Source organism: Tenacibaculum adriaticum (assembly GCF_008124875.1).
Classification (GTDB): Bacteria; Bacteroidota; Bacteroidia; order Flavobacteriales; family Flavobacteriaceae; genus Polaribacter; species Polaribacter adriaticus.
Map to the genome: position 1 here is coordinate 492,754 of NZ_VNIA01000002.1, position 16,068 is coordinate 508,821.

General features: G+C 30.8%; 14 protein-coding genes. 11 read left to right on the forward strand and 3 right to left on the reverse strand.

The genetic code is table 11. The features are described 5' to 3' along the window. Nucleotides 1-26: 26 nt before the first annotated feature. Together C7447_RS07710 and C7447_RS07715 are read right to left on the reverse strand one after the other, a co-directional pair. Nucleotides 27-1,322: an MFS transporter gene (locus C7447_RS07710; RefSeq protein ID WP_148869932.1), complete on the reverse strand. Its 1,296-nt coding sequence runs from the start codon at nt 1,320-1,322 to the stop codon at nt 27-29. Nucleotides 1,323-1,387: 65 nt separating this feature from the next. Next, the gene (locus C7447_RS07715) at nt 1,388-2,233 is read right to left on the reverse strand and encodes a M48 family metallopeptidase (RefSeq protein WP_148869933.1); all 846 of its coding nucleotides are present in this window, start codon (nt 2,231-2,233) and stop codon (nt 1,388-1,390) included. A gap of 124 nt (nt 2,234-2,357) precedes the next feature. On the opposite strand from C7447_RS07715, the gene C7447_RS07720 reads away from it, so the two are divergent. From C7447_RS07720 to folD, 4 genes are all read left to right on the forward strand, one after another. After that, entirely contained in the window at nt 2,358-3,230 is an 873-nt protein-coding gene (locus C7447_RS07720; RefSeq protein WP_148869934.1) for an alpha/beta hydrolase, read from the forward strand. Continuing rightward, entirely contained in the window at nt 3,227-3,709 is a 483-nt protein-coding gene (gene msrB, locus C7447_RS07725) for a peptide-methionine (R)-S-oxide reductase MsrB (RefSeq protein WP_148869935.1), read from the forward strand. Before C7447_RS07720 ends, msrB begins: the two co-directional genes overlap by 4 nt. A gap of 332 nt (nt 3,710-4,041) precedes the next feature. Further along, nucleotides 4,042-5,370 (forward strand): signal recognition particle protein, encoded by a 1,329-nt coding sequence (gene ffh, locus C7447_RS07730; protein ID WP_148869936.1) that lies wholly within the window; start codon nt 4,042-4,044, stop codon nt 5,368-5,370. A 76-nt stretch (nt 5,371-5,446) separates the two neighbouring features. Then, nucleotides 5,447-6,322 (forward strand): bifunctional methylenetetrahydrofolate dehydrogenase/methenyltetrahydrofolate cyclohydrolase FolD, encoded by an 876-nt coding sequence (folD, locus tag C7447_RS07735; RefSeq protein ID WP_148869937.1) that lies wholly within the window; start codon nt 5,447-5,449, stop codon nt 6,320-6,322. 104 nt (nt 6,323-6,426) lie between these two features. On the opposite strand, the gene pepE is transcribed toward folD, so the two are convergent. Next, nucleotides 6,427-7,128 (reverse strand): dipeptidase PepE, encoded by a 702-nt coding sequence (pepE, locus tag C7447_RS07740; protein ID WP_148869938.1) that lies wholly within the window; start codon nt 7,126-7,128, stop codon nt 6,427-6,429. A 72-nt stretch (nt 7,129-7,200) separates the two neighbouring features. Here pepE and C7447_RS07745 point away from each other — a divergent pair, with 72 nt between their 5' ends. The 7 genes from C7447_RS07745 (at nt 7,201) to C7447_RS07775 (ending at nt 15,990) form a co-directional block, all read left to right on the forward strand. Beyond that, nucleotides 7,201-7,992, forward strand: coding sequence for a carboxypeptidase-like regulatory domain-containing protein (locus C7447_RS07745; protein ID WP_148869939.1), 792 nt, complete (start codon nt 7,201-7,203; stop codon nt 7,990-7,992). A 71-nt stretch (nt 7,993-8,063) separates the two neighbouring features. Then, nucleotides 8,064-8,864 carry a carboxypeptidase-like regulatory domain-containing protein gene (locus tag C7447_RS07750; RefSeq protein ID WP_148869940.1) on the forward strand — a complete coding sequence of 267 codons (801 nt, stop codon included), beginning with the start codon at nt 8,064-8,066 and terminating at the stop codon, nt 8,862-8,864. 29 nt (nt 8,865-8,893) lie between these two features. Beyond that, the gene (locus tag C7447_RS07755; protein ID WP_246143041.1) at nt 8,894-9,385 is read left to right on the forward strand and encodes a DUF6702 family protein; all 492 of its coding nucleotides are present in this window, start codon (nt 8,894-8,896) and stop codon (nt 9,383-9,385) included. 68 nt (nt 9,386-9,453) lie between these two features. After that, on the forward strand, nt 9,454-11,691 hold the full coding sequence (locus C7447_RS07760) for a M1 family metallopeptidase (protein ID WP_148869941.1): 2,238 nt from the start codon (nt 9,454-9,456) through the stop codon (nt 11,689-11,691). Nucleotides 11,692-11,992: 301 nt separating this feature from the next. Beyond that, the gene (thrA, locus tag C7447_RS07765) at nt 11,993-14,434 is read left to right on the forward strand and encodes a bifunctional aspartate kinase/homoserine dehydrogenase I (RefSeq protein WP_148869942.1); all 2,442 of its coding nucleotides are present in this window, start codon (nt 11,993-11,995) and stop codon (nt 14,432-14,434) included. Between the two features lie 6 nt (nt 14,435-14,440). Further along, nucleotides 14,441-15,073: a class I SAM-dependent methyltransferase gene (locus tag C7447_RS07770; protein ID WP_148869943.1), complete on the forward strand. Its 633-nt coding sequence runs from the start codon at nt 14,441-14,443 to the stop codon at nt 15,071-15,073. Continuing rightward, nucleotides 15,070-15,990: a homoserine kinase gene (locus C7447_RS07775; RefSeq protein ID WP_148869944.1), complete on the forward strand. Its 921-nt coding sequence runs from the start codon at nt 15,070-15,072 to the stop codon at nt 15,988-15,990. Before C7447_RS07770 ends, C7447_RS07775 begins: the two co-directional genes overlap by 4 nt. Nucleotides 15,991-16,068: the final 78 nt, after the last annotated feature.

The window sequence follows — 16,068 nt, forward strand, 5'->3', positions numbered from 1 at the left end:
AAAGAGCTTCTAACGAAGCTCTTTTTTTATACCACATATTTTGTTTTTTTCATTGTACTTATAATAATAAACGATGCTAAAAAGAAAATAGCTAAACACAATACCGACCATTGCATAGAGTTGGTGATTGAATACAGTAAACCATATACAAATGTTCCTAAAACAATCGCAATTTTTTCTGTAACATCATAGAAACTAAAATAGGTCGCATGATCCTCGGTTTCTGGTAATAATTTAGAATAAGTTGACCTCGTTAAAGATTGAATAGCCCCTTGTACAAATCCTAATAAAATACCTAACCCATAAAAATATAAAGCTACATTTTCTTGAGATTTATCTAATAAAAATGCAGAAAAACAAACAAACATCCATGTTACAATAGTAATCTTTAAAGCTGTAATATTACCCAATTTATCAGATAAACGAGAAAACACAAATGCTCCTATAATCGCAACAATTTGAACCAATAAAATAGTTACAATTAAACTTGTTGATGATAAACCTAATTCTGTCGAACCAAAAATGGCTGCCATTAGAATAATTGTTTGCACACCAATACTTAATAAAAAGAAAGAAATTAAAAACTTTTTTAACGTTGGGTAATTGCTCACTTCTCTAACTACAATCTTTAACTCTTCAAATCCCTTCCATAAATAATCATTTCCAGGTTGTTTATCATAGATATCATCTGGCAAACGCCTAAACGTAATTTGTGCAAAACCAATCCACCAAAGACCTACCATAACAAACGAAATACGTGACGCCATACCTGCTGTAATTCCAAATAAATCTGGCTTTTGAATCATTAATAAATTAAGGATCAATAAAACTACCGACCCAGTATATCCATAAATAAAACCTTTAGCACTAGCTCTATCCTGTTGTTCTGGTAAAGCAACTTCAGGTAAATAAGCGTTGTAAAAAACCAAACTTGCCCAAAAACCAATACTTGCGAAAATGGTAAATAAAATCCCTATCCACACAGTATCAACCCCATCAAATAAATACAAACTCATCACCGAGAATCCTCCTAACCAACAGAAAAATTTCATGAATTTTTTTTTGCTTCCTGTATAATCAGCAATACCAGATAAAATCGGTGAAATAAAAGCAACTACTAAAAAAGAAAAAGATAATGCATAACTGTATAAACTATCTGGATGAGACCAATCCATTCCTAAAAAACGAACTATTTTTCCATCGGTTACAGCACTGTAATATAAAGGGAAAACCGCAGTACTTATTACCAATGAATATACTGAGTTTGCCCAGTCATAAAATGCCCAAGCATTAATTAATTTTTTATCTCCTATTTTGTACATAATCTAGAATTAAAAAGCCGCTCAATTTATTGAGCGGCTCGCAATATACTAAAAGTATTTTGGTATTATTTTGCAGTAGAATTTCTTAACATAGCTTCTGCTTGTTGATTGAATTTAGCTGCATATTTCTTAGCTGTTGGTAAATAATCACGTAACCCAACAATACGTGACTGATTAGAAGGGTGAGTACTTAAAAATTCTGGAGGTGCTTGTGAGCCACTTTTTTCTGCATTTTGTCCCATACGTACCCATACATTAATCGCTTCTTCCCCATTGTATCCTGCCATTATCATAAACACTAAACCTAATTTATCTGCTTCTGTTTCATGAGTTCTACTAAATGATAACATTCCTAACTGAGAACCAACTCCGTAGGCCATATTCCACAAGTTGCTATTCTCACTATTTGCTGAACCTATAGCGATGGCAGCTCCTCCCAATTGTTGAATTTGAGCTGAACTCATACGTTCTTGACCATGTTTTGCAAACGCATGTGCTACCTCATGTCCCATAACTGCAGCAATACCATCTGTATTTGCGCAAATTGGCATAATTCCTGTGTAAAAAACTACCTTCCCTCCTGGCATACACCAAGCGTTAATTGTTTTATCATCAATTAAATTAAACTCCCATTTATAGGAATCTGCTTCGGCTGTCATGCCGTTTGCTCGCATAAACCTATCAACTGCTGCCGCGACATTTTTTCCTACAGTATTTAATTCATTAGCCTTTGCCGTGTTTTTAACGATTTTACTACTATTTTCCTTTAAAAACCCATTATATTGCTGAAAACTAGTTGGTAAAATCTGTGCATCACTCACAAAATTAACACGTTGTCTTCCTGTAATAGGTACTGTACTACACTCAATAAATAAAATTGTTATAAACGCTAGTGCTAAAACTTTTCTCATTTCTTTTACTTTTTAATTTGATTTTTTTTGTTTTTAATTTTAAACTTTAATATAAAAAAGTCTAAAACATTTTCAAGTTTTAAAGATACAAAATTTCTATCTTTATCATGAAAACATTTTATTAATGAACCTTACAAACAACACGAAAATATTGCCATCTAGCATGTCAATCCCTAATTTTATAAAAATTACTGCTCGCTGTATTCAGTTTATTTCTACAAAACTAACTGTACTATTTGCACATAAATTATTCACTTCACCGTTTAATTTTAAAACGCCAGATCGTGAAAAAACAATGTGGCAAAGTGCACAAAAAAAACGTATTAAAATTATAACTCTTAATAAAGAAATAGATGTTTTATCTTACGGATATTCTACTAAGAAAGTGCTATTAATTCATGGATGGTCTGGAAGAAGTACGCAATTATTCACGGTTGCCGATAAGCTACTTGAAAAAGGATACATGGTAATTTCTTTTGATGGCCCTGCACATGGAAAATCTGAAGGAAAACAAACTTCAATGCTCGATTTTCTGGAAGCTATAAAACAAATTAATCAAGAGTTTGGTCCTTTTGATAGCGCAATAGGACATTCTTTTGGAGGAATGGCATTATACAATATCTCCAATGAATTAAATTTAAAAAACTTTGTAACTATAGGATCTGGAGACAAAGTAAGTACAATTATTAATCGATTTATTGAAGATTTAAATTTAAAACCTAAGATTGCAACCAAACTAAAACAGTTTTACGACAAAAAATGGAACAGAGATGTTGATAATCATGCAAGTTCTGAACTGGCAAAACAAATTAAAATACCTATTTTAGTGGTTCATGATTCTATAGATGGAGATGTTGCTGTAAGTTGTGCTGTAAATATCCGTCAAAGTCTACAAAAGGGTTCATTGTTAATTACACAAGGTTTGGGTCACACCAAAATCTTACGTGATAAAAACACCATGAGTCGAGTTGTAGAATTCATCACACAAAACCAATGAAAAAAATAGTTTTTATCTTATTTATAGGATTTCTTATTTCCTGTCAATCAACAGCACAAAATAAAAAAATGGAAAACAAAAAATACAAAGTTGAAAATTCTGAAGCAGAATGGAAGAAAAAGTTAACTCCTATGCAATTTCATGTTTTAAGAGAAGCAGGAACTGAAAGACCTGGCACAAGTGAATTTAATGATTTTCAAGAAAAAGGAACCTATGTATGTGCTGCTTGTAATACACCTCTATATAAATCTGATAGAAAATTTGATGCACATTGCGGTTGGCCTTCTTTTGATGAAGCTATAGAAGAAAACATCGAATTAGATGTAGATTATAAAATTGGTTATGAGCGTACAGAATTAAAATGTAAAACTTGCGGAAGTCATTTAGGTCATCGATTTAATGATGGTCCAAAAGAAACAACAGGACAACGTCATTGTTTAAACGGAGTCGCTTTGAAGTTTATTCCTGAGAAAAAATAAACTAAATTTAACCACCTAAACAACTTAAAAAACACTTTAAATAATATAACTTAATCTTTGTATTAATCTAATAAGTAACAGTTCTACAAAAATAAATCTGTGCACAAAAAAAGCTGTCAATAATTTAGTTCTATCAAAATATTACTTATTATTTCATTGATTTAAGAAGTGAACTGTAAAAAAAGGAAGATAATAATTGGTAAAATGCCTATTCGTGCAGTTTTAATGTTTTTGATATATTTACTCAACATCACACAAAACTATTAATATTAACTTAAAAACTACCGACTAAAATAATTATATTTGTGCCTCTAAAAATGAAGTAGACACACATGTTTAATAATTTAAGTGAAAAGTTAGATAAAGCGTTACATACGCTGAAAGGACACGGAAAAATTACGGAAGTAAACGTTGCGGAAACTTTAAAAGAAGTTCGTAGAGCACTTTTAGATGCCGATGTTAACTTTAAAATAGCTAAACAATTTACCAAAACTGTTCAAGAAAAAGCCTTAGGACAAGACGTTTTAACTACGTTAAATCCTGGACAATTAATGGTTAAATTGGTTAAAGATGAACTAACCGAATTAATGGGTGGTGATTCTGTTGGTATTAATTTAGGAGGTTCGCCAACTGTAATTTTAATGTCTGGCTTACAAGGTTCGGGTAAAACTACCTTTTCTGGTAAATTAGCTAACTACTTAAAAACTAAAAAGAATAAGCAAGTTTTATTAGTTGGTTGTGATGTGTATCGCCCTGCTGCTATTAATCAATTACAAGTTGTAGGTGAACAAATTGGTGTAGAGGTATATGCGGAAGTAGGAAATCAAGACCCTGTAGAAATTTCCAAAAATGCAATTGCACATGCAAAAGCAAATAGTAAAAATGTTGTTATTATCGATACCGCTGGTCGTTTAGCGATTGATGAAGCATTAATGACAGAAATTTCAAATATTCATAAAGCTGTAAATCCGCAAGAAACACTTTTTGTTGTAGATTCTATGACGGGGCAAGATGCGGTTAACACGGCAAAAGCTTTTAACGATTTACTTAATTTTGATGGAGTTATCCTTACCAAATTAGACGGTGATACTCGTGGTGGGGCTGCTTTATCAATTAAATCTGTAGTAAATAAACCTATTAAGTTTATAGGTACTGGAGAAAAAATGGATGCAATTGATGTGTTCTATCCAGATCGTATGGCGGATCGTATTTTAGGAATGGGAGACGTGGTATCCTTAGTAGAACGCGCTCAAGAACAATACGATGAAGAAGAAGCTAGAAAACTTCAAAAGAAGATTGCTAAAAACCAGTTTGGTTTTGACGATTTCTTAAGCCAAATACAGCAAATAAAAAAAATGGGAAGCATGAAAGACCTAGTCGGAATGATTCCTGGAGCTGGAAAAGCATTAAAAGATGTTGATATAGATGATGATGCTTTTAAAGGAATTGAAGCTATTATTAACTCAATGACACCTGGAGAAAGAAGTACACCTACTCTTATTAACGCTAGCCGTAAAAAGAGAATCGCAAAAGGTTCTGGTACATCGGTTCAAGATGTAAACCAATTAATGAAACAATTCGACCAAATGAGCAAAATGATGAAAATGATGCAAGGTGGTGGTGGAAAACGCATGATGCAAATGATGAAAGGAATGAAATAAAAAAAAGAGAAGCTTAAGCTTCTCTTTTTTGTTTTAACTTATTACTTTTACCCTTAACAACACAACAACACACTAAATGATATTATTAGACGGTAAAAAAACATCTGCAGATATTAAAGAAGAAATTGCACTTGAAGTTGCGGAACTTATTAAAAATGACAAAAAAACCCCACATTTGGCAGCGGTTATTGTTGGTGATGATGGTGCTAGTTTAACCTATGTTAATGCAAAAGTTAAAGCTTGTGAACGTGTCGGTTTTGAGTCTACCCTAATTCGACTTCCAAAAGAAACTTCTGAAGAAGAATTATTAAATGAAATTGAAATATTAAACATTGATAATGATATTGATGGTTTTATTGTTCAATTACCACTACCAGACCATATCAATGAACAAAAAATTATCATGGCTATTAATCCTGATAAAGATGTAGATGGTTTTCATCCAACTAATGTTGGTAAAATGGCTTTGAACTTACCAACTTTCATTTCTGCTACACCTTTTGGTATTTTAGAATTATTAGATCGTTACAACATTAAAACATCAGGTAAAAATGTAGTTGTTATTGGCCGTAGCCATATTGTTGGTAGCCCAATGAGTATTTTACTTTCTCAAAAAAGAAAAATAGGTAACGCAACAGTAACCCTAGCACATAGTCGTACTAAAAATTTACCAGAGCTTACTAAACAAGCAGATATTATTATTGCGGCTATTGGAATACCTGAATTTTTAAAAGCTGATATGGTAAAAGAAGATGTAGTTATTGTTGATGTTGGTATCACAAGAGTTGCAGATGCTTCAAGAAGAAACGGATTTAGATTAGTAGGAGATGTTGCTTTTAACGAAGTTTCTAAAAAAGCTTCATACATCACACCTGTACCAGGTGGTGTTGGACCGATGACAATAGCAATGCTGTTAAAAAATACTTTAATGGCTAATAAGAAAAATGATTAAAAACACATTATAAACTATAATTTATGGTTTTATAAAAATGCACTTATTTAAAAGGGTAAATTTCTATTAAATTTACCCTTTAATTTTTACCAGAAATAAAAGAACTACAACTTAATAACAGTATCCATTTTTAACTCAACAGGAGTTTTGTTTGGTTGAAATAATCTAGCAGAAAGAATGCCTTTTAAGATTATTAAATCATCTTCAACTTCTAACCAACTACCTTCTCGCAAGCCTAAAACAGGAGTTGTGTTGAAAACATGAAACTCTTTAATTCTCGTTTCTCGAGTTTCTCCCATATGTTTTGAATTTAAATTTGGATCTAAGTAATGAGCATTAATATTAAATGGAATAAAACTTAAAGTATCAAAACTTGGCGGATATACAATCGGCATATCATTGGTATTCATCATCGTTACACCACAAATATTACTTCCTGCACTTGTTCCTAAATACGGAGTTCCTTTTTCAACAACTTCTTTTAAATCAGAAATCACACCCTTTTTATACAACTGATTTACTAATTCAAACGTGTTTCCTCCTCCTGTAAATATAGCTTCTGCTTTTTGTATTGCTTCTTTTGGGTTATCAAACTCGTGAATACCAATAGCTTTTTTGTCAATTTTAGCAAATGCTTTTTTAACTATTTCTGTATATGCTTCATACGTAATGCCACTTGGTCGTGCATACGGAATAAATAAAATTGTCGTTGTTTTAGCAAAAAAATCAGCTAATGTTGGTAATAAGTATTCTAAATATCCACTTCCGTGAATAGTAGATGTACTAGCTATAATAAGTTTTTTCATAATTTCAAAATTAACAAAAGTTTACAAGTGCTTTAAAACATTTTTAAGAAAGCTCTCTTCGTTATTTGTAATATGAAAAACTACCTCTCTTTGTTATTGGTAATAACCACTATTTCTATTTATTCTCAAGAAAGGCCTATAGTTATAACTGGACAAATCTATTTAGACAGTATTCCTATACAAGATGTTCATATAATTAACAAATCATTAGAAGTAGGCACAATTACCAATGAAAAAGGAATGTTCGAGATTCTAGTTAAAAAAGGAGACATTCTTCTTATTTCACATCTAAATTTAGAAATTAAAGAACATATTATTACTACTGAGAATATTAGTTCAAAAAATATTCAGATATCACTTCCAAATAAAACATACGTACTAAATGAAGTAGTCATAAAAAAAAGGAAAGGTATTTTTGAAGTGGATAAAGATATAATGCCTCACAATACTCCTATTGTAAATGCAAAAACTTTAAATTTACCTTATACTGAAACAGAAAAAGCAAAAGAAAAAAAAACAATACAAATTAAATCAGGAGTTGCTGTAAATTTAGAAGGAGCACTTAATGCTTTAAATGGAAAAAACAAGCAGAAAAAATTGCTAAAAAGATTAAAGATTGAAGATGAAAACTTGCTAAGAATCCGAAAATATTTTACAGACGGATTTTTTGTACATCAATTGAAAATTAAAAAAGAGTATATAAATCAGTTTTTAAGTTATAGTAGACCAAGAGGAATCATTCAATTATATCAAAAGGAAAAACATTTAGAGCTTGCTACTATTTTATTAGAAAATAGCAAGAATTTTCCTCAACTAACTGAGAAAGAAAAAACAACTATAACAAGTAGTAAACTAAAAAATTAACAAAGGCCTTACAAACTATTTAATTCAACTTAAAATAGTTAACTTGTTACTTTGTAAAAAAGAAACTAAAAGTGAAACAAAAACTACTTTTTATTTTATTGTTAATTTTCGTAAAATCTTTTTCACAGGATAAACGAAATTTTTTCTACGGAAAGATTTATGATGATTTAGGTGTTTTAGCCAATGCTCATATTATTAACTTAAACACGAAACAAGCAACTTATTCTAACAACCAAGGTAAATTTAGAGTATTTGCTAGCATCAATGATTCTTTAAAAGTTACATCAGTAGGATATAAAACAACCTTTTTACTTGTGAAAACAACACATTTTGGAATCAATGAAAATAAAATTAATTTAGAGAAAGAAATCTATGAACTGGATGAAGTCTTTGTTAAAAACAACAACCTTTCTGGGAGTTTAGAAACTGACTTTAAACAAACACCTAAAGATTTAAAAGGGGAAGCTTTAACGAAAACCATGGATTTTTCTAAAGTAAATATGAAAGCCAAAACTTCTGATGATTACATTGATCAACGAGTAAGACCCAATATTGTTAGAACTGATCCTAATTTAGATTTTGTGGGGGCTGGTGTAGGTTTTGTAATGCCTTTTAAATATTCCGAAAGGTTATGGGCTCTTCGAAAAGACTTAGCCTTCAAAAAAAGTATACCTGCTAAATTGCTATCAGAATTGGGAGAAAAATTTTTCTTCGAAGAGTTAAAAATTCCTATAGAGAAATATTATCATTTTTTAGAGTATTGTAATCCATTAGGTATAGAAAAATTATATAAAAATGGCAATGTATTAGAAGTAATTAAAATTTTACGCAAAGAACATGTTCAATACTTAGAACTCATCAAAAAAGAGTAATTTGGCTTGATATTTGAATGATAACTACCATGAAAAAATATCTTTTATTTTTATTTATTATCCCAATGCTGGGGTTTTCAATTCATAAATATTATCTCGCTTTAACAGAAATTGAGTACAAACCTGAAACTCAATCTGTACAAATGATTATGAATGTTTTTATGGATGATATTGAAATAGCCATTAATAAGGACTATATTTTAAATTTACAATTAGCGTCCAAGGATGAACCTAAAAACGTCGATGAATATTTTTTTAACTATCTAAAAGAACATTTTAAAATTTCCATTAACAATCAAGAAATGAATTACAAGTATATCGGAAAAGAATATAATGGAGATATTATCTTTTTTTATTTAGAAATAGATAATGTTTCTGAAGTGAAAACTATTGAAATTCAGAACGATATTCTAACAAAGCACTTTTCTGATCAAAAAAACTTAATCAAAGCCAAAGTTAATGGTGATCGTAAGAGTTTAATCCTAACTAAAAAAAATGATAAAGGTTTGTTAAAATTCTAAAAAAGACCCTTTACTAGTGATAATTATTCAGTATTTTCACTTAATTTTTTAAACCAATTCAAACTATAATGAGAAAGTTAACTACTTTGCTATTTTCTGCACTGTTTATTTCTGCATCCATTTTTGCACAAGATGCACCAAAAAGAGAACTACAAAAAGGTCATACAGATGAAAATAAGTTTCGTCAATTAAAAGACGCTTTTGCCACACCTAACGATCAACACAATGCTTCTGGTGCTCCAGGACATGCATATACACAACAAAAAGTTGATTATAACATGGATATTCGTCTTGACGAAACTACCAATAAAATATATGGTGATGAAACAATTACCTACCACAACAATTCTAAAGATAATTTAGAATATTTATGGTTACAATTGGATCAAAACATGCGTGCTCCCGACTCAAAAACTCCTTTAGCACAATCTAAAAGTGCTAGTGGATGGCAATCACCAGAAAAATTTGTAACTGAGAATATGGGAGAATCAAAAGATTTTGGTTTTAAAATAGAAGCAGTAAAATATAATGATGGTAGAGATTTATCATATACTATTAACAGTACAATGATGCGTATTAACTTACCAAAATCATTAGCTCCCGGAGAAACTTTTACATTTAAAATTAAATGGAATTACTTAATAAATGATATCAACGTAGATGGTGGTAGATCTGGTTTAGAAACTTTTCCTGATGGCAACAACAATTATACAATTGCCCAGTTTTTTCCAAGACTATGTGTGTATGATAATGTAGAAGGATGGCAAAATATGCAATTCTGGGGACGTAGTGAATTTGCTTTAGAGTTTGGAGATTATGAGGTGAAATTAACTGTGCCAGCAGATCATATTGTAGATGCCACTGGAGAGCTTCAAAATGAAAAAGATGTGTTAACCAAAGAACAACGTAACCGTTGGGAAAAAGCAAGAAAATCATACAAAAATCCTGTATTCATTGTTACACAAGCTGAGGCTGAGGCTAATGAAAAAGGAAGGTCTAAAAAGACTAAAACATGGCATTTTAAAGCAAATAACGTTCGTGATTATGCATTTGCATCATCTAGAAAATATATTTGGGATGCGATGGCTGTAAACATTAACGGTAAAACAGTAATGGCTGTTTCATTATACCCAAAAGAAGGAAATCCTTTATGGGAAGAGCATTCTACAAGAGTAGTTGCAAATACTTTAGAAGAATATTCTAAAATGACATTTGATTACCCGTATTCTAAAGCTATTTCAGTTCATTCTGAAAGACAAGGAATGGAATATCCTATGATTTGTTTTAACTACGGAAGGCCAAACGCAGACGGAACATATTCTGACAGAACTAAACACGGAATGATTGGAGTAATTACTCACGAAGTTGGCCATAACTTCTTCCCTATGATTGTAAATTCTGATGAACGTCAATGGACATGGATGGATGAAGGCATTAATTCATTTGTTGAAATTTTAGCTGAATTAGACTACGACCCTAATTTTAATACAGGTAATTTACCTAAAGATATTGTTCGTTATATGAGTTTTGATCAAGAAAACTTATCTGCAATTATGTCTCAAGGAGATTACGTAAAAAACTTTGGACCGAATGCATACACAAAACCGGCTGCTGGTTTATACATGTTACGTCAAACCATTATGGGGCCAGAATTATTTGACTATGCATTCAGAACTTATTCTAAAAGATGGATGTTTAAACACCCTACTCCAGAAGATTTCTTTAGAACTATGGAAGATGCATCTGGTATGGATTTAGACTGGTTTTGGAGAGGTTGGTTCTATACTACAGATTATACAGACATAGGTATTAAAGAAGTTAAACCTTTATACATTACTGATAAGCAAAGTGATCGAGTTAAAGAATTAATTAAAACAAACCCAAGAGCTAAAGATTATTTCGAATCATTAGGAGATCTAGTATACCTAACCGACAAGAAAGAAGATGCTAATGCAGATAAGGTTCAAAATTATATTAATTCACTTTCTTCGGATAAAAAAGCAGCTCTAAAAGATGTTCCTAAATACATTTATCAAGTAGAGTTTGAAAAACCAGGAGGTTTGGTAATGCCTATTATAGTTGAATTAAACTATGCTGATGGTACCAAAAAACGTGAAGTTTATCCTGCAGAAATCTGGAATAAAGATGAAAATAAAGTTTTCCGCGTATACTCATCAGACAAAGAAATTAAAAGTATCGTCGTAGATCCAGATTTGGAAACTGCAGATGTTGATACTTCTAACAACAGCTGGCCAAAGCAAACAGAAAATAAGTTTGATAAATTTAAAAATACTGTAAAAGAATAATTAAAAAAATAGCTTTATTATTAAAAACCGCAACAATTGTTGCGGTTTTTTTTATTAAATTTTTGATATTTAAAATTAAATGTTACATTTACAGCAATGTTAGCAAGCAAAACAAATATAATTCTTCAAAATATCACTTTTATAGTGATGTCTTTTATTGCTACAACAATTATTTCTACAACAACCCTTTAGGGTTATTTTCTATTCATATCAATTCAGGTTATAATTTATTTTTTCAATAAAATTGAAAACAGATAAATTCATTTAAAGTCATTTTTTATTAATTACAAAAAACTTAAAAATGAAAGTTTTAAAATTCGGAGGATCATCTGTCGAGAATGCTAAAAATATTCAACAAGTAATTTCTATAATTACTCATATTTCAAAAGAACATAAACTTGCTGTTATTGTTTCTGCTTTTGGTAAAACTACCAATAAACTGATTGAGGCTACAAAAAAAGCCAAACAAAAAAACAAAGATTACAAAACTATTTTAGAGAATATTGAACAACAGCATATAGATGTTATTAAAGATCTTCTTCCTAGTTCATCACAAAATCAAGTAATTAACAATGTAAAACAATCATTTTCTCAATTAACAACATTGTGTGAAGGTTGTTATTTATTAGAAGAAGTTACCCCTAAAACATTGGCAACAATCAGTGGATTTGGAGAGCGACTTTCTTCATACATCATCTCTGAAATTGCTAAACAAAAATTGGATGCCATATTTAAAGATAGCAGAGAACTCATTGTAACAGATAACAATTATCTAAAAGCACAGGTAAATTTCAAATTAACGAACAAAAACTGTCAGGATTATTTTTCTAAGAATAAACACCAAATTACCGTTTTACCAGGATTTATTGCGAAATGTAAAAACGGACAAACAACAACGCTAGGTCGTGGTGGCTCAGATTATTCTGCATCGATTTATGCCGCAGCTTTAAATGCTGATGAATTACAAATTTGGACAGACGTTAGTGGTATGTTTACAGCAAATCCAAGTATTGTTAAACAAGCATTTCCAATTCCTCATATATCCTATCAAGAAGCGATGGAAATGTCGCATTTCGGAGCAAAGGTCATCTACCCTCCTACTATTCAACCCGTGATGGAAAAACAAATCCCTATTTTGATAAAAAATACTTTTGAACCAGAAAATGAAGGAACTTTAATTACTCAAAAAACCAGTAAAAATGGTTCTGTAAAAGGAATTAGTTATATCGAAAATATTTCTTTACTTACTCTTGAAGGTAGTGGAATGATTGGTGTTTCGGGTATTTCGAAGCGCTTGTTTGAAGTACTTGCAGATGAAAATATAAATGTGATACTAATTACACAAGCGTCTTCAGAACACTCTATTTGTGTAGGTATTTATAATGATGATTCAGAAAAAGCAGTTTTAAAAATTAATGAAAAGTTTGCCACAGAAATAGAGCAGCATAAAATTGACCCTGTTATTTTAGAACAAAACTTAAGTATTATTGCTTTAGTGGGTGATCAAATGAGAAATCACCAAGGTTTAAGCGGACAAATGTTTAGCGCTCTTGGTAAAAACAATGTAAATATAAGGGCGATTGCACAAGGAGCTTCAGAAAAAAACATCTCTGCTGTTATTAAAAATTCAGATGCCAAAAAGGCATTAAATACACTACATGAACAGTTTTTTGAAGAGAAAGTAAAACAACTTAATCTTTTCGTAACTGGTGTTGGTAATGTTGGAAATCGTTTCTTAGCGCAAATTCATCAACAAAAAAAATATTTGTTAGAAAAATTAAAATTGAATATTCATGTTGTGGGAATTTCTAATTCTAAAAAGATGATTTTTAACGAAAAAGGTATTAATCTATCCAATTGGAAAAATTTATTAGAAAATGGAGAACCGACAAGTTTAGAGTCGTTTTTTAATTGTACGAAAGAACTTAATTTACGTAATAGTATTTTTATAGACAACACTGCGAATCAGCAAGTTTCCGAAGTATATGAAAACTATTTACGCAACAATATTGGCGTGGTTACTTGCAATAAAATTGCATGTGCATCTAGTTTAGAAAACTATAAAACACTTAAAAGAATTTCGAGAAAATACAACGCTCCTTTTTTGTTTGAAACTAATGTGGGTGCTGGATTACCAATTATTGACACACTTAAAAACTTGATTGCTTCTGGAGATAACGTTCAGAAAATTCAAGCTGTTTTATCTGGAAGTTTAAACTTTGTCTTTAATAATTTTAATGAAAAAGTAACTTTTCATGATGTTGTTAAACAAGCACAAGCTGAAGGTTATACGGAGCCAGATCCTAAAATTGATTTAAGTGGTGTAGATGTAGCTCGTAAAATTTTAATTTTGGCCCGTGAAAGTGGGTATGAATTAGAACTTTCGGATATTGAAAATGATTCATTTTTACCTGAAAAAAGCTTAAAAACAACCAATAATGATGATTTTTATGCTTCTTTGATTGAGTTTGAAGCTCATTTTCAAAAAATCTATAAAGAAGCTAATGAAAAAAATTGCAAGCTAAAATACGTTGCTGAATTTGTAAACGGAAAAGCAAAAGTAGGGTTGCAACACATTCCATCAAATCACCCTTTTTATAATTTAGAAGGGAGTGATAATATTGTATTATTCTTTACAGATCGATATCCTAAACAACCGCTCTTAATTAAAGGTGCTGGAGCTGGTGCTGATGTAACTGCATCAGGTATTTTTGCTGATGTTATTAGAATAGCAAATGGATAAAAAGGAATGATGAACAAAGAAAATATTACATATCAAACTTGGAATAAAGTTGCGCAAAAGTATGAAGATAAATTTATGAGCTCTTCTGTTTATACATATAGTTTTGATGCACTTTTACAGCATACCAAAATTCAGAATGCAAAAATTTTAGATGTTGGTTGTGGGCCGGGAAATATTACCAAATATCCTTTAGAAAGAAATCCCAATTTTAATATCACTGGTATCGATTTTTCAGAAAATATGATTGAATTGGCTAAAAAAAACAATCCTGAAACTGACTTTAAAGTTTTAGACTGCAGAAACATAGACAACTTAAAACAAAAATATGATGTAATTATCTACGGATTTTGTTTCCCATACATTTCAAAAGAAGAGACAATTAAATTAATAAAAAAATCAAAAACTCTTTTAAATGAAAACGGACTCATTTTTATCAGTACTATGATTGATGATTATGATAAATCAGAATATAAAACTTCTAGTTCAGGAGATAAAATATACACTTATTACCATCAAGAAAATGATTTAGTTGAAGAATTAAAAATCAACAATTTTAAACTTCTTGAAAACTATAAAAAAGAATACACAAAAAACAATGTAGTTATAGCTACAGATTTATTTTTAATTGCAAAAAGATGAACAAAATAAAAATATTTTCACCAGCAACCGTTGCTAATGTTTCCTGTGGATTTGACGTTTTAGGTCTTTGTCTTGATAATGTTGGTGATGAAATGACATTTACAAAAACAACTTCAAAAGAGGTAATTATTTCAAATATAACTGGTGCTAAACTACCTCTTTCTCCTCAAAAAAACGTAGCTGGAGCTGTTGCTTTAGCAATGTTGAAAGAGGCCAATGCGAATTTTGGGGTAAATATTACTATCCATAAAGGTTTTACACCTGGTAGTGGTTTAGGGAGTAGTGCTGCAAGTGCTTCGGGTACTGCTTTTGCTATTAATAAATTATTAGACAACCCTTTTTCTAAATTAAAACTTACGCAGTTTGCAATGATTGGAGAAAAAGTAGCTTGTGGTTCGGAAATTGCAGATAATGTTGCTGCAGCTATTCACGGTGGCTTTATTTTAGTAAGAAGCTACAACCCCTTAGAAATAGTACCTATACCTACCCCATCTGAATTAAGAATTGTAGCTATTCACCCTCAAGTAGAAGTAAAAACGAAAGATGCGCGTGGTGTTTTACCTGAAAAAATTTCTTTAAAAGATGCTATAACACAATGGGGAAATGTTGGAGGCTTAATTAGTGGTTTATATACTAGTGATTATGATTTAATCGCCAATTCACTAACCGATGTAATTGTTGAACCTGCAAGAAAACATTTAATTCCACATTTTGATTTAGTAAAAAAAGAAGCTTTAAAAGCTGGGGCTTTAGGTGCAGGAATTTCAGGGTCTGGACCAACTATATTTGCTCTTTGCAAAGGTGATGAAGTAGCAAATAGCGTGTACAAAGCTATAAACAATTCTTATAAAGATAAAGAGATCAATTACCATATGATTTCCTCAAAAATTAATACTGAAGGTGTAAAAATAATATAACCGTCATTACGAGGACGAAGGACAAAGTAATCTTATCTTTTAATAAACAGATTGCTTCGCTTCTCTCGCAATGACACA

Excerpts from the sequence above, each read along its gene's own strand:
- C7447_RS07760 (WP_148869941.1), top strand. The coding sequence starts at position 9,454 with ATGAGAAAGTTAACTACTTTGCTATTTTCTGCACTGTTTATTTCTGCA.
- ffh (WP_148869936.1), top strand. The coding sequence starts at position 4,042 with ATGTTTAATAATTTAAGTGAAAAGTTAGATAAAGCGTTACATACGCTG.
- C7447_RS07715 (WP_148869933.1), bottom strand. The coding sequence starts at position 2,233 with ATGAGAAAAGTTTTAGCACTAGCGTTTATAACAATTTTATTTATTGAG.
- C7447_RS07775 (WP_148869944.1), top strand. The coding sequence starts at position 15,070 with ATGAACAAAATAAAAATATTTTCACCAGCAACCGTTGCTAATGTTTCC.
- folD (WP_148869937.1), top strand. The coding sequence starts at position 5,447 with ATGATATTATTAGACGGTAAAAAAACATCTGCAGATATTAAAGAAGAA.
- C7447_RS07720 (WP_148869934.1), top strand. The coding sequence starts at position 2,358 with ATGAACCTTACAAACAACACGAAAATATTGCCATCTAGCATGTCAATC.
- C7447_RS07745 (WP_148869939.1), top strand. The coding sequence starts at position 7,201 with ATGAAAAACTACCTCTCTTTGTTATTGGTAATAACCACTATTTCTATT.
- thrA (WP_148869942.1), top strand. The coding sequence starts at position 11,993 with ATGAAAGTTTTAAAATTCGGAGGATCATCTGTCGAGAATGCTAAAAAT.
- msrB (WP_148869935.1), top strand. The coding sequence starts at position 3,227 with ATGAAAAAAATAGTTTTTATCTTATTTATAGGATTTCTTATTTCCTGT.
- C7447_RS07710 (WP_148869932.1), bottom strand. The coding sequence starts at position 1,322 with ATGTACAAAATAGGAGATAAAAAATTAATTAATGCTTGGGCATTTTAT.
- pepE (WP_148869938.1), bottom strand. The coding sequence starts at position 7,128 with ATGAAAAAACTTATTATAGCTAGTACATCTACTATTCACGGAAGTGGA.
- C7447_RS07770 (WP_148869943.1), top strand. The coding sequence starts at position 14,441 with ATGATGAACAAAGAAAATATTACATATCAAACTTGGAATAAAGTTGCG.
- C7447_RS07755 (WP_246143041.1), top strand. The coding sequence starts at position 8,894 with ATGAAAAAATATCTTTTATTTTTATTTATTATCCCAATGCTGGGGTTT.